At 66.9% G+C, this 22,164-nt stretch carries 20 protein-coding genes and 1 tRNA gene; 9 read left to right on the top strand and 12 right to left on the bottom strand.

The window, feature by feature from the left end; all coding sequences use genetic code 11:
* Positions 1-42: 42 nt before the first annotated feature.
* The gene (locus A5659_RS22650) at positions 43-729 is read left to right on the top strand and encodes an aminodeoxychorismate/anthranilate synthase component II (protein WP_066861798.1); all 687 of its coding nucleotides are present in this window, start codon (positions 43-45) and stop codon (positions 727-729) included.
* On the opposite strand, the gene pknB is transcribed toward A5659_RS22650, so the two are convergent.
* From pknB to A5659_RS22615, 7 genes are all read right to left on the bottom strand, one after another.
* The gene (gene pknB / locus A5659_RS22645; protein ID WP_066861795.1) at positions 707-2,587 is read right to left on the bottom strand and encodes a Stk1 family PASTA domain-containing Ser/Thr kinase; all 1,881 of its coding nucleotides are present in this window, start codon (positions 2,585-2,587) and stop codon (positions 707-709) included. The genes A5659_RS22650 and pknB overlap by 23 nt on opposite strands.
* A complete protein-coding gene (locus A5659_RS22640) occupies positions 2,584-3,867 on the bottom strand; it encodes a serine/threonine-protein kinase (RefSeq protein WP_066861792.1) in 1,284 nt (427 codons plus the stop codon). Before A5659_RS22640 ends, pknB begins: the two co-directional genes overlap by 4 nt.
* Positions 3,864-5,342 carry a D,D-transpeptidase PbpA gene (gene pbpA / locus A5659_RS22635; protein WP_066861789.1) on the bottom strand — a complete coding sequence of 493 codons (1,479 nt, stop codon included), beginning with the start codon at positions 5,340-5,342 and terminating at the stop codon, positions 3,864-3,866. Before pbpA ends, A5659_RS22640 begins: the two co-directional genes overlap by 4 nt.
* Complete coding sequence (locus tag A5659_RS22630) at positions 5,339-6,748, bottom strand: FtsW/RodA/SpoVE family cell cycle protein (protein ID WP_066861786.1); 1,410 nt, start codon at positions 6,746-6,748, stop codon at positions 5,339-5,341. Before A5659_RS22630 ends, pbpA begins: the two co-directional genes overlap by 4 nt.
* Positions 6,745-8,250, bottom strand: a complete 1,506-nt coding sequence (locus tag A5659_RS22625; RefSeq protein ID WP_066861784.1) for a PP2C family serine/threonine-protein phosphatase — start codon at positions 8,248-8,250, stop codon at positions 6,745-6,747. Before A5659_RS22625 ends, A5659_RS22630 begins: the two co-directional genes overlap by 4 nt.
* A complete protein-coding gene (locus A5659_RS22620) occupies positions 8,247-8,714 on the bottom strand; it encodes an FHA domain-containing protein (protein ID WP_007771646.1) in 468 nt (155 codons plus the stop codon). The genes A5659_RS22625 and A5659_RS22620 overlap by 4 nt, the downstream gene beginning before the upstream one ends.
* Before the next feature lie 124 nt (positions 8,715-8,838).
* On the bottom strand, positions 8,839-10,497 hold the full coding sequence (locus tag A5659_RS22615) for a DUF3662 and FHA domain-containing protein (RefSeq protein ID WP_066878896.1): 1,659 nt from the start codon (positions 10,495-10,497) through the stop codon (positions 8,839-8,841).
* 252 nt (positions 10,498-10,749) lie between these two features.
* Here A5659_RS22615 and A5659_RS22610 point away from each other — a divergent pair.
* Together A5659_RS22610 and A5659_RS22605 are read left to right on the top strand one after the other, a co-directional pair.
* Positions 10,750-10,832 (top strand) — tRNA-Leu (locus tag A5659_RS22610).
* A gap of 96 nt (positions 10,833-10,928) precedes the next feature.
* Positions 10,929-11,366: an Imm63 family immunity protein gene (locus tag A5659_RS22605; protein ID WP_067184401.1), complete on the top strand. Its 438-nt coding sequence runs from the start codon at positions 10,929-10,931 to the stop codon at positions 11,364-11,366.
* A 115-nt stretch (positions 11,367-11,481) separates the two neighbouring features.
* On the opposite strand, the gene A5659_RS22600 is transcribed toward A5659_RS22605, so the two are convergent.
* A complete protein-coding gene (locus tag A5659_RS22600) occupies positions 11,482-11,940 on the bottom strand; it encodes a DinB family protein (RefSeq protein ID WP_067184431.1) in 459 nt (152 codons plus the stop codon).
* A gap of 389 nt (positions 11,941-12,329) precedes the next feature.
* Here A5659_RS22600 and mbtM point away from each other — a divergent pair, with 389 nt between their 5' ends.
* The 4 genes from mbtM (at position 12,330) to A5659_RS28710 (ending at position 17,109) form a co-directional block, all read left to right on the top strand.
* Entirely contained in the window at positions 12,330-13,892 is a 1,563-nt protein-coding gene (mbtM, locus tag A5659_RS22595) for a long-chain-fatty acid--ACP ligase MbtM (protein WP_067139980.1), read from the top strand.
* A 37-nt stretch (positions 13,893-13,929) separates the two neighbouring features.
* Positions 13,930-14,520: a GNAT family N-acetyltransferase gene (locus A5659_RS22590; RefSeq protein ID WP_067139977.1), complete on the top strand. Its 591-nt coding sequence runs from the start codon at positions 13,930-13,932 to the stop codon at positions 14,518-14,520.
* Between the two features lie 193 nt (positions 14,521-14,713).
* The gene (locus A5659_RS22585) at positions 14,714-16,633 is read left to right on the top strand and encodes a glycohydrolase toxin TNT-related protein (protein ID WP_067184398.1); all 1,920 of its coding nucleotides are present in this window, start codon (positions 14,714-14,716) and stop codon (positions 16,631-16,633) included.
* Positions 16,633-17,109 (top strand): hypothetical protein, encoded by a 477-nt coding sequence (locus A5659_RS28710; protein WP_231997980.1) that lies wholly within the window; start codon positions 16,633-16,635, stop codon positions 17,107-17,109. Before A5659_RS22585 ends, A5659_RS28710 begins: the two co-directional genes overlap by 1 nt.
* 36 nt (positions 17,110-17,145) lie before the next feature.
* Here A5659_RS28710 and A5659_RS22575 read toward each other — a convergent pair whose 3' ends face one another.
* The 4 genes from A5659_RS22575 to A5659_RS22560 form a co-directional block, all read right to left on the bottom strand.
* Complete coding sequence (locus A5659_RS22575) at positions 17,146-17,475, bottom strand: GNAT family N-acetyltransferase (protein WP_067184395.1); 330 nt, start codon at positions 17,473-17,475, stop codon at positions 17,146-17,148.
* Positions 17,462-18,457, bottom strand: coding sequence for a pirin family protein (locus A5659_RS22570; protein ID WP_067184392.1), 996 nt, complete (start codon positions 18,455-18,457; stop codon positions 17,462-17,464). The genes A5659_RS22575 and A5659_RS22570 overlap by 14 nt, the downstream gene beginning before the upstream one ends.
* 62 nt (positions 18,458-18,519) lie before the next feature.
* A complete protein-coding gene (locus A5659_RS22565) occupies positions 18,520-19,902 on the bottom strand; it encodes an acyl-CoA dehydrogenase family protein (protein WP_066861762.1) in 1,383 nt (460 codons plus the stop codon).
* Between the two features lie 93 nt (positions 19,903-19,995).
* Positions 19,996-20,412, bottom strand: a complete 417-nt coding sequence (locus tag A5659_RS22560; RefSeq protein ID WP_067023793.1) for a WhiB family transcriptional regulator — start codon at positions 20,410-20,412, stop codon at positions 19,996-19,998.
* A 143-nt stretch (positions 20,413-20,555) separates the two neighbouring features.
* Here A5659_RS22560 and A5659_RS22555 point away from each other — a divergent pair, with 143 nt between their 5' ends.
* Positions 20,556-21,344, top strand: a complete 789-nt coding sequence (locus A5659_RS22555; protein WP_066861754.1) for a helix-turn-helix domain-containing protein — start codon at positions 20,556-20,558, stop codon at positions 21,342-21,344.
* Positions 21,337-22,161, top strand: coding sequence for a C40 family peptidase (locus tag A5659_RS22550; RefSeq protein ID WP_067184389.1), 825 nt, complete (start codon positions 21,337-21,339; stop codon positions 22,159-22,161). The genes A5659_RS22555 and A5659_RS22550 overlap by 8 nt, the downstream gene beginning before the upstream one ends.
* Positions 22,162-22,164: the final 3 nt, after the last annotated feature.

Here is a 22,164-nt window from a genome sequence, read left to right as displayed (position 1 = left end):
CTGACCAGCTACACCGGCGGCCGCGGACGGTAACCTGACACGATGCGGATCTTGGTTGTCGACAACTACGACAGCTTCGTGTTCAACCTGGTGCAGTACCTCGGTCAGCTGGGTGTGGACGCCGAAGTCTGGCGCAACGACGACACCCGGCTCGCCGATCAGGCCGCCGTCGCCCGGCAGTTCGACGGGGTGCTGCTCAGTCCGGGGCCGGGCACCCCGGAACGCGCGGGCGCCTCGATTCCGATGGTTCGTGCCTGCGCCGCCGAGCGGACGCCGCTGCTCGGGGTCTGCCTGGGGCACCAGGCCATCGGCGTCGCATTCGGCGCCACCGTCGACCGCGCCCCCGAACTGCTGCACGGTAAGACCAGCAGCGTCCATCACACCAATGCCGGTGTGCTGCAAGGTCTTCCGGATCCATTCACCGCAACCCGCTACCACTCGCTGACCATCCTGCCCGAGTCGCTGCCGCCGGTGCTGCAGGTTACGGCCCACACCCCGAGCGGCGTGATCATGGGCGTGCGGCACACCGATCTACCGATCCACGGCGTCCAGTTCCACCCAGAGTCGATCCTCACCGAGGGCGGCCACCGCATGCTGGCGAACTGGCTCGCCGATTGCGGGTGGGAGCGCGACGACACGTTGGTGCGCCGGCTCGAGAATGACGTGCACGCCGCGGTGCGGCCGTATTTCCCGGCCGATCCGACGGCTACTGACCGAACTTCAGCGTGATGATGCCGTCGCGGTTGACCCCGGCGCCCGCCGGAGGGTTCTGATACACCACCCGATGCGATTGGGAGCTGCCGGCGTCGACGTCGGCGCCCTTGTCCAGGATGCCCGTCCAGCCCAGCGCCCGTAGCCGCGGTTCGGCGTCCGTCCAGAACATGCCGGACAGGTCGGGCATGACGAACTGGTTGCCCTTGGACACCTGCAGCTCGATCACCGAGTCCACCGGAATCATCTGGCCCTTGGGCGGATTGGTGCCGATCACCTCGCCGGCCGGGCGAGTACTGTCCACCTGCACCTGGGTGACCTTGCTGAAGCCGTAGACGGTCAGGTTCTTCTGCGCGATGTCCACGGTCTGGCCGGCGATGTCGGGGACCTGCTTTGTCTCGGGCCCGGAGCCGACGATGAGGGTGACGACATTGGTGATCGCCGACGTCTGGTTGGCCGGCGGGTTGGTCCCGATCACCTTGCCCAGCAATTCCGGGGTCGACGGCGAGTTGGCCTGCTTGAACTTGCTGAAGCCCGCGGCCTTCAGCTTGGCGACCGCGTCGGCGTAGCTCAGCGAGGACACGTCGGGCACCTCGCGCTGTTCGGGGCCGGTGGAGACATTGATGGTGATCTCGTCGCCCGCATTGACCGACGCGTTGGCGCCCGGGTCGGTCCCGATGACGTGATCGGGCGGGATCGTCGAATCCGGCTTCTGCAATGTGCGGGTCTTGAACCCCCGGTTCTGCAGCGCCGCGATGGCATCGGCGGACACCTGCCCACGCACGTCGGGCACCTGCACGTCCCGGGCGCTGCCCCCAAAGGTGTTGAAAGCAATGACGACGACGATCGTCAGGACGGCCAACGCGGCCACCGCGACAATCCAGCGGCCGACCGAACCGACGCTGCGGTCCTCGCCCGCGTCGGCGAGAACCTGACGCGGCAGCGGGTCGGTGCGCGTCGGGCCGCCGCCGGCGGGCCCCGAGGACAGCAGCGAGCTGCGGTCGGCGTCGGTGAGCACCTTGGGAGCTTCGGGCCTCTCGCCGTTGTGCACCCGGATCAGATCGGCCCGCATCTCCGCCGCCGTCTGATAGCGGTTGTCGGGATTCTTGGCCAGCGCCTTGAGCACCACGGCGTCGAGGTCGGCGGAGATGCCGTCGTGCCGCTGCGAGGGGGGGACCGGGTCTTCCCGAACATGTTGGTAGGCAACGGCAACGGGCGAGTCCCCGGTGAAAGGCGGTTCACCCGTGAGGATTTCGTAGAGAACGCAGCCCAGGGAGTACACGTCGGAACGCGCGTCGACCGTATCGCCGCGGGCCTGTTCGGGGGACAGGTACTGCGCGGTTCCGATCACCGCGGCGGTCTGGGTGACGCTGTTGCCGCTGTCGGCGATCGCGCGGGCGATGCCGAAGTCCATCACCTTGACCGCGTTGGTGGTGCTGATCATGATGTTGGCCGGCTTGACGTCGCGGTGGATGATGCCGTTCTGGTGGCTGAAGTTCAGCGCCTGGCACGCGTCGGCGATGATCTCGATGGCCCGCCGCGGCGGCAGCGGCCCATCGGTGTGCACGATGTCGCGCAGGGTGACGCCGTCGACGTACTCCATCACGATGTAGGGCAGCGGCCCGGTGGGCGTCTCGGCCTCGCCGGTGTCGTAGACGGCGACGATCGACGGGTGATTCAACGCGGCGGCGTTTTGCGCCTCGCGCCGGAAGCGAAGGTAGAAGCTGGGGTCGCGGGCCAGATCCGCGCGCAGCACCTTGACCGCGACATCGCGATGCAAGCGGACGTCGCGGGCCAGGTGAACCTCGGACATACCCCCGAAGCCGAGGATTTCGCCCAGTTCATAGCGGTCGGACAGGTGCTGCGGCGTGGTCATTGCGGTGTTCCGTGTCGGGCCGGCGCGTGGTGGAAGCCGGAAGTCCCTATTGTCCCGTTATCCGGCCAATTGAGCCGCATGCCGGGCTGTGCCCCCGAACCGCTCGGCGTCTTGCTCGCCGGCGGCGCGGACGCGGGCGGGGTTCCGGTATCGGTCACGGTCGGCGGCTGTTGCTGCTGGTCCGCCCGCGAGTTGATGACGATGAGCACCGCGATGATGATCGCGAGCGCGCCGAGCACCCCGGCGGCCCACAGCAGGGCCCGCTGGCCCGACGAGAAGGTCCGCCGGGCCGGCGGCGGGCGATGGCCGCCCGTGGTCGGCCGCGACCGGCGGGGTGCGGCACTGCGGCCCGGCGACACCGCGGCGGCGCGGGTGGTGGGGCTGGACGGAATGGCCGCCGGCGATGCGCGGCCCGGAGGCGGTGACTGGCTGGGCCGCGGCGGCCGACGGCCGGCGCGCACCGCGGCCACGGCGTCGGCGAACGGCCCCCCGCTGCGATAGCGCATCGCGGGGTTCTTCACCAGCGTGATCTCGATCAGTTCGCGCACGTTGGGCGGCAGCTCCGCGGGCAGCGGCGGCGGCGGTTCCTTGATGTGCTTCATCGCCACGGTCAGGGCGCCGTCGCCGGTGAACGGCCGCTTGCCCGAAACAACCTCGTAGCCAACGACTCCCAGCGAGTACACGTCGCTGGACGGGGTGGCGTCGTGACCCAGGGCCTGTTCGGGCGCGATGTACTGGGCGGTCCCCATCACCATCCCGGTCTGGGTCACCGGTGCGGCGTCGACGGCCTTGGCGATACCGAAGTCGGTGATCTTCACCTGGCCGGTGGGGGTGATCAGGATGTTTCCGGGTTTGACGTCGCGGTGCACCAGGCCGGCCGCGTGCGCAACCTGCAGGGCCCGACCGGTCTGCTCGAGCATGTCCAGCGCGTGCCGCAGCGACAGTCGCCCGGTGCGCTTGAGCACCGAGTTCAGCGGCTCACCGTTGACCAGCTCCATCACCAGGTAGGCGGTCCGGCCTTCCCCGTCGAGCTGGCTCTCGCCGTAGTCGTGGACGGCGGCAATGCCGGGGTGGTTGAGCATCGCGGTGGTGCGCGCTTCGGCGCGGAACCGCTCGATGAACTCCGGGTCCTGGGAGAACTCCTGCTTGAGGACTTTGACCGCGACGCGCCGGCCCAACCGGCTGTCCACCGCCTCCCACACCTGACCCATGCCGCCGGTGGCGATCAGGCGCTGAAGGCGGTATCTGCCAGACAGCGTCACACCAACTCGCGGGCTCATGGTCCTCCCTGTAGCGCAGCCTGGATCACAGCCCGTCCGATCGGCGCGGCGAGTGCACCCCCCGTCGCGGACAGGCGGTCGGCGCCATTCTCCACCAACACCGCAACGGCGACCTTCGGGGTCTGCGCGGGCGCGAACGCGATGTACCACGCGTGCGGCGGGGTGTGCCGCGGATCGCTGCCATGCTCTGCGGTACCAGTCTTCGATGCGATCTGCACGCCGGGAATGGCCCCTTTCTGCTGTGCGACCTTCTCGGCGCCGACCATCAGCTCTGTTAGCTTAGCGGCGACCTGCGGCGACACGGCGCGCCGCTGCTCATAGGGTGCTGTGGTGCTGATGGTGGTCAGGTCGGGCCCCTTGAGGCTGTCGATCAGGTAGGGCTGCATCGTCACCCCATCGTTCGCGATGGTCGCGGCGATCTCGGCGTTTTGCAGGGGTGTCATAGCGACATCCTTCTGCCCGATGCTCGTCATGCCCAGCGCCGCGGCGTCCGGAATGATCCCGATGGTCGACTCCGCGACCTGCAGTGGGATGACGCTGGGCGTGCTGTCCAGCCCGAACGAGTGCGCCATGTTGCGCAGCGCGTCGGATCCGGTGAGGAGCCCGAGCTGGACAAAGGCGGTGTTGCAGGACAGGGCGAACGCCTGCTGCAGCGACACCGTCGGCTCGTTTCCGCACGACTCCCCACCGTAGTTCTCCAAAGTGGCGGTGCTGTTGGGTAGCGGAATCGAACGGGCGGCGGTCAGCTGCTCGGTGTCGGAGGCACCGGCCTGCAGCGCGGCCGCGGTGGTGATCACTTTGAAGGTGGACCCGGGCGGGTAGGTCTCCGAGATGGCCCGATTGGCCAGCGGATTGTCCGGGTCGTCCCGCAACTTCTGCCAGGCCTGCGCCTGCACCTCGGGATCGTGCGACGACAGCAGGTTGGGGTCGTACGACGGCGACGACACCATCGCCAAGATCCGGCCGGTCGACGGCTCGAGGGCGACCACGGCGCCCTTGCAGGGCGGACCGCCGCAGCCCTGTTGCATCGCGTCCCAGGCGGTCTGCTGGACCCGCGGCTTGATCGTGGTGTCGACGTTTGCGCCGCGTGGATCGCGCCCGGTGAAGAAATCGGCCAGCCTGCGCCCGAACAGCCGCTCGTCGGAGCCGTTCAGCAGCGGATCCTCGGCGCGTTCCAGACCGGTGCTGGAATAGCGCAGCGAGTAGAAACCGGTGACCGGCGCGTACACCGCGGGGTTGGGGTAGACGCGCAGGAAGCGGTAGCGGTTATCGGTGGCGGCCGAGTAGGCCAACAGCTGGCCGCCGGCCACGATCTGGCCGCGCTGGCGTGAATACTCGTCGAGTAGGACCCGCTGGTTGCGCGGGTCGGCACGCAGCGAATCGGCGGCGAAGACCTGCGTCATCGTGGCGTTGATCAGAAGCAACACGATCAACGCCATCACGGTCACCGAGATCCGGCGCAGGGAGGCGTTCATACTTTCTCGATCACCTCGGTGCCGGCCGCCGCGATCGACGGCTGGTTGCGTGCGCGGGTGCGCAAGGGACGACGGGCGCTGTGCGAGATGCGCACCAGGATTGCCAGCAGCACGTAGTTCGCCAGCAAGGACGAGCCGCCGTAGGACATCCACGGGGTGGTCAACCCGGTCAGCGGAATGAGCTGGGTTACGCCGCCGACGACGATGAACAGCTGAAGCGCCAGCGTCGACGCCAGACCTGCGGCCAACAGCTTGCCGAAGCTGTCGCGGGTGGCGATGGCCGTGCGCAGCCCCCGCACGATGACGATGGTGTAGAGCATCAGAATGCTGGCCAGGCCCACCAGCCCGAGCTCTTCGCCGAACGCGGCGATGATGAAGTCGGTTGAGGCGGCGGGCACGGTGTCCGGCTGGCCGTTACCGAGGCCGGTGCCGAAGATGCCGCCGGTGGCAAAACTGAACAGCGACTGGACGATCTGGTAGCCGCTGCCGTCGGGGTCGGAGAACGGGTCCCACCACATCTGCACCCGCACCCGAACGTGGGCGAAAATGTAATACGCGACAACGCTTCCCGCGACGAACAGGACCAGGCCGATGCCCACCCAACTGAAGCGCTGGGTGGCCAGGTACACCACCACCAGAAACGACGTGTACAGCAATAGCGAAGTGCCGAGGTCCTTTTCGAAGGCCATCACGCCGACGGAGATCACCCACGCCGCCAGCAGGGGCGCGAGGTCGCGGGGGCGGGGCAGCGTCAAACCCATGAAATGCTTACCGACGCTGGTGAACAGGCCGCGCTTGGCGATCAGCACTGCGGAGAAGAAGATGAGCAGCAGAATCTTGGAGAACTCGGCGGGCTGAATTGAGAAGCCGGGCAAGCGAATCCAGATCTTGGCGCCGTTCTGTTCGGACAGCGATGCCGGCAACAGGGCGGGGATCACCAAAAAGATCAGGCCGACCAGTCCGCAGATGTAGCCGTAGCGCGCCAGTTGCCGATGGTCCTTCAAGAACGTGACCACCAGGGAGAAGGTCACCACGCCGATCAGGGTCCACAGCATCTGCTGGGTCGCGCTGGGGTGGTGCCGGCCGCTGAGCTGATTGGTGACCAGATCGAGGCGGTGAATCATCACTAGGCCAAGACCGTTGAGTAACGCCACAATTGGCAACAGCAGCGGGTCGGTGTAGGGCGCGAAGCGCCGGATGGCCATGTGTGCGGACCCGAAGACGACAAGGAACACCAGCCCGTAGCTGATGGCGGTCCAGTGCAGGTCGCGCTCTTGGTTGGCTTCGACTATCAGCAGCGCGGCGACGGTGATCAGTGCGGCGAAGCCCAGCAGCAGCAACTCGGCGTTGCGCCGGGTGGGCAACGGGGGGGTGACCGCGACCGGCGGCTGAAGCTGTGTCGTCATGCCACCGTCCGGCAATCGATGCCTGGTTGAAGTGGCGGCCCGGGAAGCGCGGTGACTGTCTGCGACGTGGTCGTCGGACCTGCCGGCGCAGAGTTCGCGGGGCCGTTGGCGCTCGTGCTCGGTGGGGGGCTGGCGCTCGAAGAGCTGGAGGTCGGCGGTGCTGGTGATGCGGTGGTGCCGGATTCTGGTGTTCCGCTGCGGGGGGCCGGCGATCCGGGCGGCGACGTGGCGCGCGGGGGCGGACAGATCGGCAGCAGATATTCCGCCAGCAGTTGCCGCAGTTGCGATTCGGCCTGGTCCAGGCTGCCGCCCGGCAGCCCGGTTTGCACCTGCACCTGTCCCGGGCGGCGCAGGTCTTGCAGCGTCATCAGCTGGCAGTTGGAGTGGCCGGATTGGCCGTAGCTGACCAGGGACAGCTCGTTGCGGGTGTTGAGGCAGCCCACCAGGTAGGGCTGCTGCAACGGGACGCCCAACAGGGTGCCCTGGATCCCGCGGACGATGGAGATTTTGCCGCTGTATTCCGCGACGTAGTAGTTGCGCTGGATGACCCACCATCCAACGGTGAGGCCGGCGAATACCAACAGCACCGCCAGCCCGACCGCCAGGAACATCTTCCGGCGCGACCAACGCGGCCGATTCGGTGTTTCCGGTTGCGGCGCAACGCGTTTGGCAGACTCGTCGCGCGGCCGGATCGCCGAGGCGCGTCCGGCGGAGGTGTTGGGCAGGGTCATCTGATCCTCGTCGCCCGACACCGCCCCGGCGAGGATCGGCTGGGTCTGCCCGTAGTCGTAGTCGACCACGTCGGCGACCACCACCGTCACGTTGTCCGGGCCGCCGCCGCGCAACGCCAACTCGATGAGGCGGTAGGCGGCCTCGGCGACGTCGGGGATCTGCAGCGCCTCGAGGATGGTCTCGTCGCTGACTGGATCCGATAACCCGTCGGAGCACAACAGATAACGGTCGCCGGCGCGCGCCTCGCGCATGGTCAACGTCGGCTCCACCTCGTGACCGGTCAGCGCCCGCATGATCAACGACCGCTGCGGGTGGCTGTGGGCCTCTTCCCGGGTGATCCGGCCTTCGTCGACCAAGGTCTGGACGAACGTGTCGTCCTTGGTGATCTGGGTGAGCTCACCGTCGCGCAGCAGGTAGCCACGCGAGTCGCCGATGTGCACCAACCCGATGCGGTCGCCGGCGAACAGGATGGCGGTGAGGGTGGTGCCCATCCCCTCCAGCTCTGGTTCGGCTTCGACCTGCGCGGCGATGGCCGCGTTGCCGGAGCGGACCGCATGGTCGAGCTTGGCCAGCAGGTCGCCGCCCGGCTCGTCGTCGTCGAGGTGGGCCAGCGCGGCGATGACCAGCTGGGACGCCACCTCCCCGGCGGCGTGACCACCCATGCCGTCGGCCAGCGCGAGCAGTCGCGCGCCGGCATAGACCGAGTCTTCGTTGTTGGCGCGGACCAGGCCGCGATCACTGCGCGCGGCGTATCGCAGAACCAGTGTCACGGGCGCAACTCGATCGCCGTTTTGCCGATCCGAATCGGCGTTCCGATTGGAACTCGTACCGCAGTCGTCACCTTCGCCCTGTCAAGGTAAGTACCGTTGGTCGATCCTAGATCCTCGACGTACCACTCCGAGCCGCGCTGAGACAGCCGGGCGTGCCGCGTCGAGGCGTAGTCGTCGGTGAGCACCAGCGTGGAGTCGTCGGCCCGTCCGATCAGTACCGGCTGTCCGCTCAGTGTGATGCGCCCGCCTGCCAGCGCCCCTTCGGTGACCACCAGATAACGGGCCGCATGCCGGCGCTGACGAGAAGGTAGCAGCGTGCTGCGCAAAGCCAATCCCCGTCGCACCATGACAGCACCGGTGGGCGCGTAGATGTCTGTCCGAAGGATCCGCAGCACGGACCAGATGAATACCCACAGCAGCATCAAAAATCCGGCGCGCGTCAGCTGCAGTACCAGTCCCTGCATCTGGCGTCCTTTCCGTCCTAACGTCGCATCCCTGGTGCCCGTGACTCCGAGCACATCGGCTACGTCACGATACTTGGACGGCGGTCGACACGGGGCGAAGCACGGCAGCGTTAAGCCCAGTGGCTTAGTGGATCCGGACGATGATCTCCGAATGGCCCAAGCGGATCACGTCGCCGTCGGCGAGCTGCCACTCCTGGATCGGTGCGTTGTTCACCGTGGTGCCGTTGGTCGAATTCAGATCCGAGAGCAGCGCGACCTGTCCGTCCCAGCGGATCTCGAGGTGACGGCGTGACACGCCGGTGTCGGGCAACCGGAACTGAGCGTCCTGGCCGCGGCCCACGATGTTGGAGCCCTCGCGAAGCTGATAGGTGCGACCGCTGCCGTCGTCGAGCTGCAGGGTGATCGTGGTCCCGCCGGCGCCGTAGCCGCCCTGGCCGTAGCCGCCGTAACCGCCCGCGGCTTGGCCGTAGTCGGCGGGCTGGCCGTAGTCGGCCTGCTGCCCATAGTCGGCCTGCTGGCCGTATTCCGCCGGCTGGCCGTACTCCGCCTGTTGGCCGTACTCGTACTCGGGGCTGGCCGCCTCGGGGTAGCCGCCGCCCTGACCGCCGTACGTGCCGCCCTGCACGGGTTCGGAGTACTGGGTGTACTCGCTCGAGCCGTAGTCCTGGCGGCCGTATCCGCCGCCCTGCTGGTAGCCCTGGTCGTAGCCACCGCCCTGCTCGGGGTAGGCCGGGCGCTGCTCCGGCGGGGCGTAGCCGCCCTCGTCCTGGCGGGCCGGACCCCGACCGTAATCGCCGTATCCGCCGTAGCCCTGCTGACCGCCGCCCTGCGGACCGCCGGGCGGGCCGTAGCCGCCGCCCTGCCGATACCCCTGGTCGTAGCCTTGGCCGCCGTAGCCGCCGGGGGCGGGCGGACGCTGCTCATAGGACTGCGGGTAACCGCCCTGTCCCTGTTCGGCGTAGCCGCGCTGGTCTGGGTAACCCTGCTGAGGGGGATAGCCGCCCTGACCCTGGTGGTCGGGGTAGCCGCGCTGGTCTGGGTAACCCTGCTGAGGCGGGTAGCCACCATGCCCCTGATCGGGGTAGCCGCCCTGGTCCGGGTAGCCGCCCTGCTCGGGATGCCGGGGCGGCGGGTAGCCCTGCTGGGGTGGATAGCCGCCCCCCTGCTCGGGCGGGTATCCACCCCGCTGGTCGGGTGCGCCCTGCTGGTCCGGGCCACCGCGCGCCTCGTCCTGGGGACGCCCGTAGCGGTCGTCGTAGTACTCGTCGCCGGGCCGCCCCGGCCCCTGAGCCCCGCGGTAGCCAGAATTGTCAGTCATTGCTGCTACTCCTCGTTCTTCGCCGAACGCGTTATTTGATTGTGGCCGGACGGGGTCGTCGACCGTCGGGCGGGGCTGAACATCAGGGTTGACAGCACCACGGGCGCGGTACTGGCCGGTGTGCAGGTTCGTCGACTGCTCGAACCGGACGACCACCTCACCATACGTTTGCCACCCCTGTTCGTGGATGTAGTCAGCCAAGTACCTCGCGAAAGCGCTCGACGTGAGATCCGGATCGGCGCTCACCTTCTCGAAGTCGTGCATACCGAGGGTAATGATGTATTCGTTGGGGGCCAAAAGGCGATTTCCGTGGAGCTTCTGCACCCCATCGCGCGCTTCGCGGCATAACAGGGCTTCGACCTCTTGCGGAACGATCGATCCACCGAATACCCGGGCGAAGGCATTGTCTACCGTCGCCTCGAGTTTGCGCTCGATCCGCGCAACCAGCCCCCGTTGGCTACTCATGTCCTACCGTTCGCGTGCACTTGCCATGAGGTATTGCCGGTGGACGGCAAACGAATCACCCCGGTGCTGGATCACTCCCGCATGGTATCGGGACATCGTGCCGCCGCGGCACTTTCGAAATCGTGAGAACTGCATCGGCCCAGCTCAGCGCATTCCCGGCGAACGGGTGCGCGCGCGGGACGTTGTGCGGGCCCGCTGCGGCGGTTCGGGGATCGGGCCATTAGAGTGATATGGTCCATCGGTTGTTTTTCCGGGCGAGTGGCGGAATGGCAGACGCGCTGGCTTCAGGTGCCAGTGTCCTTCGGGACGTGGGGGTTCAAGTCCCCCTTCGCCCACAGAGCGGTTCGACGAAAAGTCACGGCCTCGCAAGAGGTCGTGACTTTTTTCGTGCGTGGGGGTGGATGTGCTGGCGCGACGTAAAGTCGGGCGCCATGGGCGATGGCAGGATTGCCCGATTGCAGGCCGAGGTCAATCGCCTCGCAGCGATGCTGAACGCTCCAGCAATCGAGGTCGGCATCGAGTTGAAGAACGACGACCGCAACATCTACGTCGATGACGACGGCCGGTATCACTACGACTACTGGGAGCGCGGTAGGCAAAAATTCGACCGTGTCGGTGACATCGACGAGGCGCTCTATTGGTTCGCCAAAGATGCCGCCTTCGATGTCGGCGGATTCTTCGCCGCCCGGCACAGCGCCCCTCAGCAGGACTCCCGCAGATTGCTGTGGGCAAAGCAGTTTGAGCTGCTGAACCGACTCAACCCACGCTGGGCCAAGCGCTGCGTGCGTGAAACCGCGGCAGAACTCCGGGGTTGGGGACTCTATGCAGATGTCGAGCTGTTGCCCGACATCCCCGAACGAAACGGTTGATAAAGCCGCTAGATCGTGACCGGTCCGCCTCGGCCCAGTACCGCCGCAACGCGTCCTTACTGCACCGTAGAACCGGGCGATTCGGCGGCCCAGCGGGTTTCCTGCCCGCCGGGGCTCAGAATTGGCGCCGGATGTCGAGGAGGTGGTGCTGCAGTTCGTGCACGGTGTGCACGGCGACCCAGCGCAACGACCGCTCACTGGTCTCGGGATAGTGATAGACGACCGTGCGATCCCAGTCCGCGGCGGAGAGCCGCGTCAGCACATTGCCGAATAGTGCTGCGGCGTCGGTGAGTTGGCGGGCGACCGCGGTGGGGTCCTGCTCGTTGTACCCCTCGTGCTCCGCGCGCTCCTCGCGACCCATGGGCGCGCAGTCGGCGCCGTTGACGCGCCGGGCTGCAAGCACCCGTTCGCGCTGCACGAGCAGCACATCTCGCAGATGACACGCGTACTCCAGCGGAGACCATACGTCCGGCCACGGACGCCGCCGCACGTCGACGCCGTTATTACACAGAAGCGCAACAACTTCGGCCGCGCGGCCGCGCGTGTCGTCGGCGGCGGTTACGGCGCACCGCAGGTCGTAGGTGAATCCACAGTGGGCGCAGGGGTCTGCCACAAGACCATCATTTCAGACCGGCTCCGGGGCATTCGGGCAAAATAGCCACCCCGGCAGGAGCTACGCGACCGGGCGTAAAAGCGTTGTCGCCGTGAGTAATAGGAAGCGTCGCGACGGGGTCGCAGCTCATTCTGGCGGGCGCCGGCGACGACGGTGACACAACCCACACTTTGTGGTGAGGGTAGCCTTACCTAAATCAGCGCGGTATGGTCCCCGCATATGACCTTCTCCAATCCCCCTGTGCCCCGCACCCTCGAAGATCAGTTGGTCAGTATCCGCCATGATGACCGCCCCCTGAATCGCGAATCCGTCACGGTCACAAACGATTTGACCGGCGCGGGACCCCGCGCATGAACGTCCTTGCCGCCGCGATGCGTGAGGCGATGACCCGGTCACCGCACGACTTGGTGGTCCTGGACAAAGAGGCCGACCAATGGACGGCGTACCCGTGGCCCGAAGTCCACGGGATGGCCGAACGCATTGCTACGCGGCTGCTGCAGCAGGATCACGTCGGGGCCGTGGGGCTGGTCGGCGAGCCGACCGTCGAGCTGGTCGCCGCCATTCAGGGCGCGTGGCTGGCGGGCGCGGCGGTATCGATCCTCCCGCGCCCCCGACGTGGCGCCGACCCGGCTGACTGGGCGCACAGCACGATGACTCGGTTCAGCGGAGTCGGGGTCAGCATGGTCCTCAGCCACGGGTCCACGTTGCGCCTTCTCGGCGATGCCGAGTCCGCCTTGACCGTCTGCGACCTCCGCGAGGCCGCCCGCGCCCGAACATCGAACAGCCCTCACGGACAGGCGGATTCGAATCACGCGATCCTGCAGGGGACGGCCGGCTCGACCGGCGATCCGCGCACGGCCGTCTTATCGCCTGCCGCCGTGTTGAACAACATGCGCGGCATCGCCGACCGGCTCCAGCTCGACGGCTCGTCGGATCGCGGCTGTTCGTGGCTGCCGATCTATCACGACATGGGCTTGGCCTTCCTCCTCAGCTGCGCGCTGAGGGGGATGCCGTTATGGCAGGCGCCGACGGGCGCGTTCTCCGCCGCACCGCTGCGCTGGGCGGAATGGCTTTCGGCCAGCGCGGCGACGTTCACCGCCGGACCGAACTTCGGGTATGCCACGCTCGGCCGCTTCTCGGGCCGGGTGTCGGACGTCGACCTGGGACCGCTTCGGATTGCGATCAACGGCGGAGAACCCGTCGACTGCGCGGGATTCGACCAGTTCGCAACGGCCATGGCGCCCTTCGGTTTCCGGGCGTCGGCGGCCACCCCGGCCTACGGGATGGCCGAGTCGACCTGCGCCGTCACGATGCCCGAACCCGCAACGGGATTGCGCATCGACGAGCGCACCGAGTCCGGGACCCGCCAGAAATATGCCCTGCTGGGCCGGCCGATCCCTGGCATGGAGCTACGGATACGCCCAGCCGAGAACACGCCGGACGATCGGATCGGAGAAGTCGAGATCCGTGGAACCTCCATGATGGACGGCTATTTCGGCGACGCCGGCTCCGCCGCGGGTCTCGACACGCAGTGGTTTCGCACGGGAGACATCGGCTATCTGGTGGACGGCGAGCTGACGATCTGTGGTCGTTCCAAGGAGGTCATCACCATCGCCGGCCGCAATATCTTTCCCACCGAAATCGAACAGGTCGCCGGACAAGTCGAGGGCGTGCGGCAAGGCGCGGTGGTGGCGGTCGGGTCCGAGTCCGGGGCCGCCCAGTCCCGGTTGCTCATCGCTGCGGAGTTCCTGGGTTCAGACCATGATGTGACCCGCAGCGCCGTTATCAAGCGGGTCATCTCGGTGTGCGGTGTGACCCCGGCCGACGTCGTTTTGATGCCGCCAGGCTCGCTGCCGCGTACCTCCTCGGGCAAGCTCCGGCGACTCGAGGTGGGCCGGCAGCTTGCCACCTGAGGCCGGCGGTTTCATGACGACCGGCCTCCCAGGGGCTGTGCTCCCGCGGGAGCTCACGGACATCAGCGAGGCGGTCCGCAAGGCTCCTCCCCCGCCGATACCGGAATTGGCGTGGCCCAACACGATTCGCGTTGCCGACCCCGACGGTCCGGACGCGGAAATGGTGGCGGAGTGGATGAACCGGCCGCATCTGGCCACCACCTGGGAGTACGACTGGCCGGTGGCCCGTTGGCGTACCCATCTGCGCGCCCAGGTCGAGGGCGCATACTCGCGGCCGCTCATCCTCAGCATCAAGGGTGTGGATCGCGCATACCTGGAGATCTACCGGGCCGCCAAGGACTCCATCGCCCGGTGTTACCCCAGCCAGCCACATGATCTGGGGCTGCACGGGGCGATCGCGGACGAGGAGATGGTGAACCGCGGCCTGGGCCCTCTGATACTTCGCAGGGTGATCGCCAGCATCATCGTCAATGACCCTGCGTGCCAACGGATTATGTTCGACCCGGACCATCGCAACACGACGGTGCGTCGGCTCTGCGAGTTTCTGGGTTGCGAATTCCTCGGTGAACACGACATGCCGAACCGGCGCATGGCGCTGTACGCGCTGGAGCGGACAACGGCTCATTAGATCTCGGCTTCCACCGTCACGAAAAGAACGTACGGACGGAACGCTTATCGGCACATTCCCTGGTATCGCGCCCCGGCGGCGCGTAGTGAATTGACCTCGGTGTCCGCATTAGTACGCTTATTCACAGCTCAGTACGGGGTGGAGATTCTGTCCGCGATGAGCTGCCTAAAGCAAGCGAGTCATCGACGGTGTCATGGGACTTCCCTATATAGATGAGAAGGCGCTTGTCGCCGAGGCTGGCGGCGACCCCTGGGCGATTAATGCAAGCCTGCAGGCGGGCAGCCCGTTGCACATCTCGAATCTAGCCGCTGCCTTTCATCGCGCGGGCCGATGCACCGCGGAGTCTGACAACGCCTTCCAGCAAGCCCGCAGCCGCTTCGAAGCCGCCTGGAACCACCAGGACGGCGGTCATCCGATCAACGACTCCGAAGAAGTCCAGCGGGTGGTGAAATCTCTTGGAGCGCAGTCGTTGCAGCTACCCAAGATCGGAGCGGACCTAGAGAACATCGCCGCGGCGTTGGCCGACGCACAGAAGGCCGGCGCGGCGCGGATCGCTGCTCTGGACGCGCAGTTGAAGAGCATCTCGGACTCGGTTGTGCAGGCCGTCAACCTGTTGAACAACGACAAAAGCCTCACCGCCGCCGACAAGGACGCAGTGCATGCGTTCATCAACACGTGTGAAGACGACGCCGTCCGGGACACCAAGGCGGCGCTCGCCGCACTGCAGTCAATTCGCAACGGCTACTCCGACGGCCTTAAGAAGTCGCTGGATAGCCTTCACGCCGAAGGGTATGACGGCGCGCCCCTCCACGGCGCCGACGCTGACGGTGTCGCCCCGCCGTCTCCCGCCCAACAAGCCGCGCTGGCGGAGATCCGCCAAGTCACCAAACAGGCGGTGGCGGACCAGCTGGCCAAGGTACGGGCTGCGCGGGACGCTCTCAATAAGGCCGCGGCCGACGCGTACACCCACGGCCCAGGGTCGCCCGAGGCCGAGGCCGCCAATGCCAGGCTGCCCAAGCTCAAGGACGATCTTGCGAAGGCTCTCGACGACCTGCGCAAGATACCCGACTACACCGGCATCGATCCCGCGTCGGTGAGCATCACCCCCGACGGGCATTTCATGTTCACTTACAACGACAAGGGACAGCCCGTACAGGTAATCGGCCAGCTCAAGAACGGATCGGGCGAGTTCTTCGACCAGGCCACCGGCACCTATTACAGCTTCAACGGCGGCAAGTTGACCGGGATGCGCACACCGGATCCCGGGCAAGTGGAAGCCACCCCCGAACCGCTATGGACCGCCATCACCCTGGCGGTCGGGGGGCCGGGGCTGAAGGCCGGCGGGGAGGCGCTTTTACAAGGCGCGAAGGCGCTATTCGGTCGAGAAGCGTTTGAGGGCCTGACGTCCGAAAGTCTGACGGCCAGTGGCATGACCGGGCCAGAATTGCGTGGCGCCCTGGCCGAGGCGGATCTCCCCCCGCACGGTGCACCTGGGGTCGGAGGTGACCCCGTCCCCGGCACGCATCCTCTTGAGCCGCCTCCGGTCGAGCACGCTCCGCCGGCCGCTGACGCACCGGTCGAACATGCGCCAGCTGGGCCTCACGCACCTGTATTGCCCGACAGCCCACCGCCGCTGCCGCCGGATCACCCGCCGCCGCCACCACTTGCCCCCGACCACCCCTTGTTCGACGGATATCATCCGGTTGAGCCTGGCCCGGAATTCACCCACCCTGACGGCCGCCTGCGATATCCCGACGACATGCTGCCGACCAAGCCTTATGCGGTGCCGGGAACTGTCATTCCAGACGCTGAACTTCCGGCCGGGACGGTAGTCGGCAGGTTCGGCTATCCCGGTGGGGGCTATTTAGCGCCCGAAGGAACCCCATTTGCTGAACTTGCGCTACCACCAGATAGTGCAGCCAAACCCTATTTCCAATACGTTGTGAACGACCCGTCTCGCCTCCCGCCGGGCTGGCACATCGAGCAGTCGGAGGTAGCTCCGTGGTTTCATCAGCCTGGGGGCGGCCAGCAGTTCCGCATCATCAATGAAAATGGAGAAACCGGTGATGTGTCGGAGCTCGTCAGGTGGGGTTACTTGAGAAGGATTAACTAATGGCCGATTTTTCTCGCTTGTCAGCTAATTGGCGCCGGTGGGCGCCCGGACTGGGCGGCGGAAATGTAGACATCACCACCGACTGTGAAGACTGCGTGATTTGCTTTAAAACCGATGACTACTCGGTCCATCTTCGTGAAGATGCGAATTGGTGGATTGTGGATACCGTTAACGACCGTGGACAGCGGCGCAGCGGCGACGCCAAGCTGTCGAACTTCGACTTGCTAGAGAGGTATCTCATCTGGGATTGGGCTACGACCGTGCGCTCCGACCTAGCATCCGGACCGTTGGGCGCTGATCTCGCCAAGCAGGGATTTGCCGCAAATGTTGACGTATCGAAAGTCGATACCAAATACAAGATCTGTTCGCATGAGAATTGCGCGATTTTGTCTGCAGTAAACGCCACGATCTTCAGCCACCTCTTGAATAAATCCGTGGTCGAGATCGAGCAGATGGTCACCGCAGCTGCCAGCTAGAGCGACTGTGATCACGGGCTCGTCGAGGTTCACCCCCTACGAGCGCACCCACCGGGAGATCTCCGGAGTGACGGGATCGGTGATGTCATCGAATTCGGGATGCTTCTTGAGCACCGTGCCGATCATCGAGCACACCGGAACAATGCGCTTACCCTCGTCGCGCGCCTCGTTGAGCGCCTCCTCGACCAGGATGGTCGCCAGCCCACGTCCGCCGTACGCCGGGTCGATTTCGGTGTGGTAGAAGACGCGCTGATCGCCACGGTCGGCGAAATCGGCCAGCCCGACCGTCTTACCCTCGACGGCGATCGTGTACTTCCCGTCCTCAAGGCGCACCGTGGCTTCGGCGCCGGTCTTATCGGTTGTCATCTGTGTATCCCTTCCTTTGCGGTACTGGCCGTGGCCGCAGCCGAACGGTCGGCAGCGGTGGCGCGGGTAGCCGGGCGGGGTTTCCCCGGTAGCCCTGGACGGCGCCGAATCGATCGTCGGCGTCCTCCCACAATCTGCGGTACTCGGCGATGTCCTGGTGGCTTCGCCCGACGAAGTTCCACCACATCACCAGCTCTTCGGTGAAGGGCGCGCCGCCGAGCAGCAGCACTCGTGCCGGCCCCTCCCCCGCGTTGTGCATGTGCAGCTGCGCCGGCCCGGGGCTTCGATACGCCAGGTCGGCGATCGTCAGGGCCGTCCCGTCCACGCGCACGGTCCCTAAGTCACAGAGCACCCCGTGCTCGAAGGTCGGGTCGACGTCAACGTCCAGCGTGGTCCCGGGGTCGAGTTCGATCTGGGCGCCCAATAGCGGTGTGAATGTTGGTACCGGCGAACGGCTTCCGGCCAGCTCACCGAGAAAGACGCGCGCCCGCGCGCCCGGCAATGCCACGGGCGGCGGTGTGTAATGGGCGAAGTCTCGCCCGGTGTCGCGGTCGGAGGCGGGCAGCGCGACCCAGAGCTGGACACCGTGCAAGGGGGCGCCGGAATCCACCGACACTTCCGAATGACAAATGCCGGCCCCGGCGGTCATCAGGTTCAGCTCGCCGGGCCGAACGGCCGCGAGTACGCCGGCGCTGTCGCGGTGCTCCACTTCCCCACTGAACAACCAGCTGACGGTTTGTAGTCCCGTGTGCGGGTGCGGCGGCACATCCATCCGCGCGGCCACCGGCCCGTAATGGTCGACGAAACACCACGCGCCGACGAGTGAGCGCTGCCGTTGCGGAAGCGTGCGTTGCACCCGAATCGCCCTCGGGCCGCCCAACGGCACTTCGCGCGGATGCAGCACTTCCACCATCGTGGGAGTGTCCGAGTGTTGTGCAGCGGCACAGGAGAGTTCGGCCGGGGCGACCTCCAGGTTGCTCATCGTCCATCCTCCGTCGCGGGGCCCGCACGCAGCGCCGTCATCCGCGACCGTACCCGGCGTCCCTACTTGCGCGGGGGCCGCAGCACCTTCATGGCGAGCCGCATGACAGGCTCGGGCACCCGATCCTTCATCGACAGCGCGCTATCGGCGGCCCGGGACCGCAACGGGGTGCCGCGCCCGAAGACCCGGTTCAGCGCTCCCCCGGACGGCTCGAGGACCACATGCAGCGGCGGGGTCCCGACGGCGGCGCCCAGCGCGTTGGAGATGACCATCCGCTGGATCTCGCTGGTGCCTTCAAAGATGGTGTACAGCTTGGCATCCCGATACCACTTCTCGACGGGATGGTCGGTGATGTAGCCCCAGCCGCCCATGGTCTGGATGGCACGTTCGGTGGCCTTCACCGCGACTTCGCTGGCGGCCATCTTCGACATCGAACCTTCTCCCCGCTCGAAGGGAACGTTGTTGGCCGCCATCCACGACGCACGCCAGGTCAGCAGCCGCGCGGCGTCGATCTGGGTGGCCAGCTCCGCCAGCGGGAAGGCGATGCCCTGGTTGTCGATGATCGGCCCGCCGAAGGCCTCGCGCTCGGTGGCGTACGTGGTGGCGTATTCGAGTGCCGCACGCGCGATGCCGATGGCCTGGGCGGCGACCATGGGCCGGGTCTGCTCGAAGGTGCCCAGCGTCGCCGAACCGGACCGCTTGCCGCCAGCCACCACCTCCCTGGCCTTGGCAAGCTTGTGTTCTAGCTTCTCTTGTCCGCCAAGCAGATTCGCTCCGGGAACGCGCACACCTTCGAAGAGCAACTCGGCGGTATGGGAGGCCCGGCAACCCAGCTTGTCCAGCTTTCGCACCAGCTTCAGGCCCGGTGTGCCACCGGGCACGACGAACAAGGCCTGACCGCGGTGGCCGAGCTCCTCGTCGACCACGGCGTTGACCACGTGCACGTTGGCGATGCCGCCATTGCCGATCCACATCTTATGGCCGTCGATGATCCAGTCGTCACCGTCGCGACGCGCGTGGGTACGCAGGTTGCGCACATCGCTGCCGCCCTCGGGCTCCGAGATCGCCAGTGCCGCGAGCTTGAGATCGCCTGGGGTGCCGAAACATTCGGGCGCCCACTCCAGCATCTGCTCGGGAGACGCGGCTTGCCCGATCGCCGACAGTGCCAGCGCCGGCATGACAATCGCCAAACCGATCCCGGCACAACCCCAAAACAGCTCCTCCATGAACATCGGTAGGGAGATGCCGGTCGGATCACCGATCAGATCGCGGTAAAACAGCGGGCTGTAAAAGCCGCGCCGAGCCGCCTCCTCGAGCACCGGCCACGGGAACTCCTGGCGCTGGTCATACTCAAGCGCTACCGGACGGATGCATTCTTCGGCGAACTCGTGTGTGCGCCTGGCAAGGTCGTGCTGTGCTGCCGTCGGGGTCAGGTCGAACGTCATGGGTGCGCCTCTGGGTCGACAGACTGGTTCTGCCGACCCCGACTACCCCATTGACCGGCTCAGCAAACTGCTGCCCCGGGTGTCGCCGAATTGTCAGGCGGCCGAACGGGGTTTGATTTGCGCCAACGGCAGGTGCAGCACGACCGCGGGCACCGCGACGGCCTCGTGTTCGTGGCGTGCCAGCAGCGCCGCGTTCTCGGGCAGCTGTCGGGCACTGATCTCGCCGGAGGCGATGCGTCGCAGGACCTCGTGGGCGTGCGCGAGCTGTTCCCGCTTGCGGTACTGGCCGCCCGGTAGCTTCACGCCCGCCCACACGCCGTACTCCTCGCGGTGCGCGATGGCGTGTGCGGCGCACCGACGCTGCTGCGCCAGCGGGCAGCGGCGCAGGCACTGGATTCGCGCCTCGGTGGCCGACCGCTCGTACGCGCGCGCCTTCGCGGCGCCGTCACCACCGTCGTCGTCGGGGTAGCCGAACCAAAGTTCCGGGTTGGCTGCGCAGGGGTGTCCCATGTCGGTCTCCTTGTCGAGCGTGAAACGTAGACAGAAGCGTATACACATGGTGCAGCGCGGCGCAAGAGAAACGTGACAGAAACGTATAAACCGATAACCACCACCGCCTCTGTGTAATATCCGGCCCATGGCCGGAGCGTGCGGTGACCCGTGAATCCGCTGGTGCGGCTATCCGCGCGTTGCGTGAATCGCGCGATTGGTCACTAGCCGATCTCGCCGCCGCGACCGGGGTCAGCATCATGGGACTGAGCTTTTTGGAGCGCGGCGCCCGCAAGCCGCACAAAAGCACAGTTCAAAAGATCGAGAACGGCCTTGGCCTGCCACCGGGCACCTATTCGCGGCTCCTGGTGGCCGCCGATCCGGAGGCCGAGCTGGCGCGTTTGATGGCCGCCCAGCCGCCCGCCCCGGTGCCCGCGCGGCGCAGCGGGCCGGTCGTGGTCGACCGCCACAGCGACACGGAAGTGCTGGAAGGCTATGCCGAGGCACAGCTCGACGCCCTCAAATCCGTCATCGATCGACTGCCTGCGACAACATCAAACGAATATGAGACGTATATTCTGTCTGTGATCGCGCAATGCGTGAAGGCCGAGATGCTGGCCGCCAGCTCCTGGCGGGTGGCGGTGGGTGCCGGGGCCGACTCGACCGGCCGGTTGATGGAGCATTTGCGGGCCTTGGAGGCGACCCGCGCAGCGCTGTTGAAGCGGATGCCGAACAGCCTGGGCGCCCGCTTCGACCGGGCGTGCACGCAGTCGTCATTGCCGGAGACCGTCATCGCCGCACTCGTCGGCGTTGATGTCGACGAGATGTGGGACATCCGCAACCGGGGGGCGATCCCGCCGGGCGCCCTCCCCCGCGTGCGTGCCTTCACCGACGCCGTCGAGTCGCAACCAGAAGGTGCGAGCCAGGACGACGACGGGGGACATCGTGAATGACACCGACGTCGAGGCGCTGAGCCGGGCCCATCAACTGTTCGCCGGCCGTACCCAGCCGTCATCCCTGGATACGGCGACCGGGCATTACCGCAACGTGTTGCAGCGCGCCGCCCGGTTGGGCAACACGATGGCGCACGGCGGTTACCAACTCGCGGTCGACCACAGCCGGCAACGCCTCACGGCGGCAGCCGGCACCGACGCCGCGGCCGGCGACATCATCGCCGGCGCGCACCGCGACCGGGCGCAGGCGCGCGAGCTGACCAGGACGGTCCTGGACGCGGCCCTCGCCGATGCCGCCACGACGCCGTCGACGCCGCTGGCCCAGCGAGAGGCGCTGCGGCGGCGCGCGACTCGGCTACGGGCGCAGCGGGCCCACGTCGTGTCGGCCCGCCTGCGCGCGCGACGGCGCCATGCGGAACTGCTCGCCTTGCGCTATCGGCTGCGGCGGCTGGGCATCTCGGGGCTGCGGGGCGTGCCGGCCGACCGAGCGGCGGTGGCGGTGCGTGCGGCATTGTCCCGACTGGGCCGACCGTACGTGTGGGGCGCGACCGGACCCGACCAGTTCGACTGTTCGGGCCTGGTCCAGTGGAGCTACGCCCAGGCCGGTATTCACCTGGATCGCACCACCTATCAACAGATCAACGACGGTATCCCGGTGGCCCGCACGCAAGTGCGGCCCGGGGATCTGGTGTTTCCGCACGCCGGTCACGTGCAGCTGGCCATCGGGAACAACCTCGTTGTGGAGGCGCCCTATTCGGGTGCCTCGGTGCGAATCAGCCGACTGGGCAACAACGTTGCGATCCGCCGACCGATATGACAG

The sequence above is a fragment of the Mycobacterium sp. 1165196.3 genome, assembly GCF_001673415.1.
Lineage (GTDB): Bacteria > Actinomycetota > Actinomycetes > Mycobacteriales > Mycobacteriaceae > Mycobacterium > Mycobacterium europaeum_A.
The sequence above is the reverse complement of the archived record's forward strand: the minus strand, read 5'-3'. Positions and strand labels throughout refer to the sequence as shown.

What these genes read in the sequence shown, in the direction of transcription:
- A5659_RS22650 (WP_066861798.1), top strand. Translation starts at nt 43, where the DNA reads ATGCGGATCTTGGTTGTCGACAACTACGACAGCTTCGTGTTCAACCTG.
- pknB (WP_066861795.1), bottom strand. Translation starts at nt 2,587, where the DNA reads ATGACCACGCCGCAGCACCTGTCCGACCGCTATGAACTGGGCGAAATC.
- A5659_RS22640 (WP_066861792.1), bottom strand. Translation starts at nt 3,867, where the DNA reads ATGAGCCCGCGAGTTGGTGTGACGCTGTCTGGCAGATACCGCCTTCAG.
- pbpA (WP_066861789.1), bottom strand. Translation starts at nt 5,342, where the DNA reads ATGAACGCCTCCCTGCGCCGGATCTCGGTGACCGTGATGGCGTTGATC.
- A5659_RS22630 (WP_066861786.1), bottom strand. Translation starts at nt 6,748, where the DNA reads ATGACGACACAGCTTCAGCCGCCGGTCGCGGTCACCCCCCCGTTGCCC.
- A5659_RS22620 (WP_007771646.1), bottom strand. Translation starts at nt 8,714, where the DNA reads ATGCAGGGACTGGTACTGCAGCTGACGCGCGCCGGATTTTTGATGCTG.
- A5659_RS22615 (WP_066878896.1), bottom strand. Translation starts at nt 10,497, where the DNA reads ATGAGTAGCCAACGGGGGCTGGTTGCGCGGATCGAGCGCAAACTCGAG.
- A5659_RS22605 (WP_067184401.1), top strand. Translation starts at nt 10,929, where the DNA reads ATGGGCGATGGCAGGATTGCCCGATTGCAGGCCGAGGTCAATCGCCTC.
- mbtM (WP_067139980.1), top strand. Translation starts at nt 12,330, where the DNA reads ATGAACGTCCTTGCCGCCGCGATGCGTGAGGCGATGACCCGGTCACCG.
- A5659_RS22585 (WP_067184398.1), top strand. Translation starts at nt 14,714, where the DNA reads ATGGGACTTCCCTATATAGATGAGAAGGCGCTTGTCGCCGAGGCTGGC.
- A5659_RS28710 (WP_231997980.1), top strand. Translation starts at nt 16,633, where the DNA reads ATGGCCGATTTTTCTCGCTTGTCAGCTAATTGGCGCCGGTGGGCGCCC.
- A5659_RS22575 (WP_067184395.1), bottom strand. Translation starts at nt 17,475, where the DNA reads ATGACAACCGATAAGACCGGCGCCGAAGCCACGGTGCGCCTTGAGGAC.
- A5659_RS22570 (WP_067184392.1), bottom strand. Translation starts at nt 18,457, where the DNA reads ATGAGCAACCTGGAGGTCGCCCCGGCCGAACTCTCCTGTGCCGCTGCA.
- A5659_RS22565 (WP_066861762.1), bottom strand. Translation starts at nt 19,902, where the DNA reads ATGACGTTCGACCTGACCCCGACGGCAGCACAGCACGACCTTGCCAGG.
- A5659_RS22560 (WP_067023793.1), bottom strand. Translation starts at nt 20,412, where the DNA reads ATGGGACACCCCTGCGCAGCCAACCCGGAACTTTGGTTCGGCTACCCC.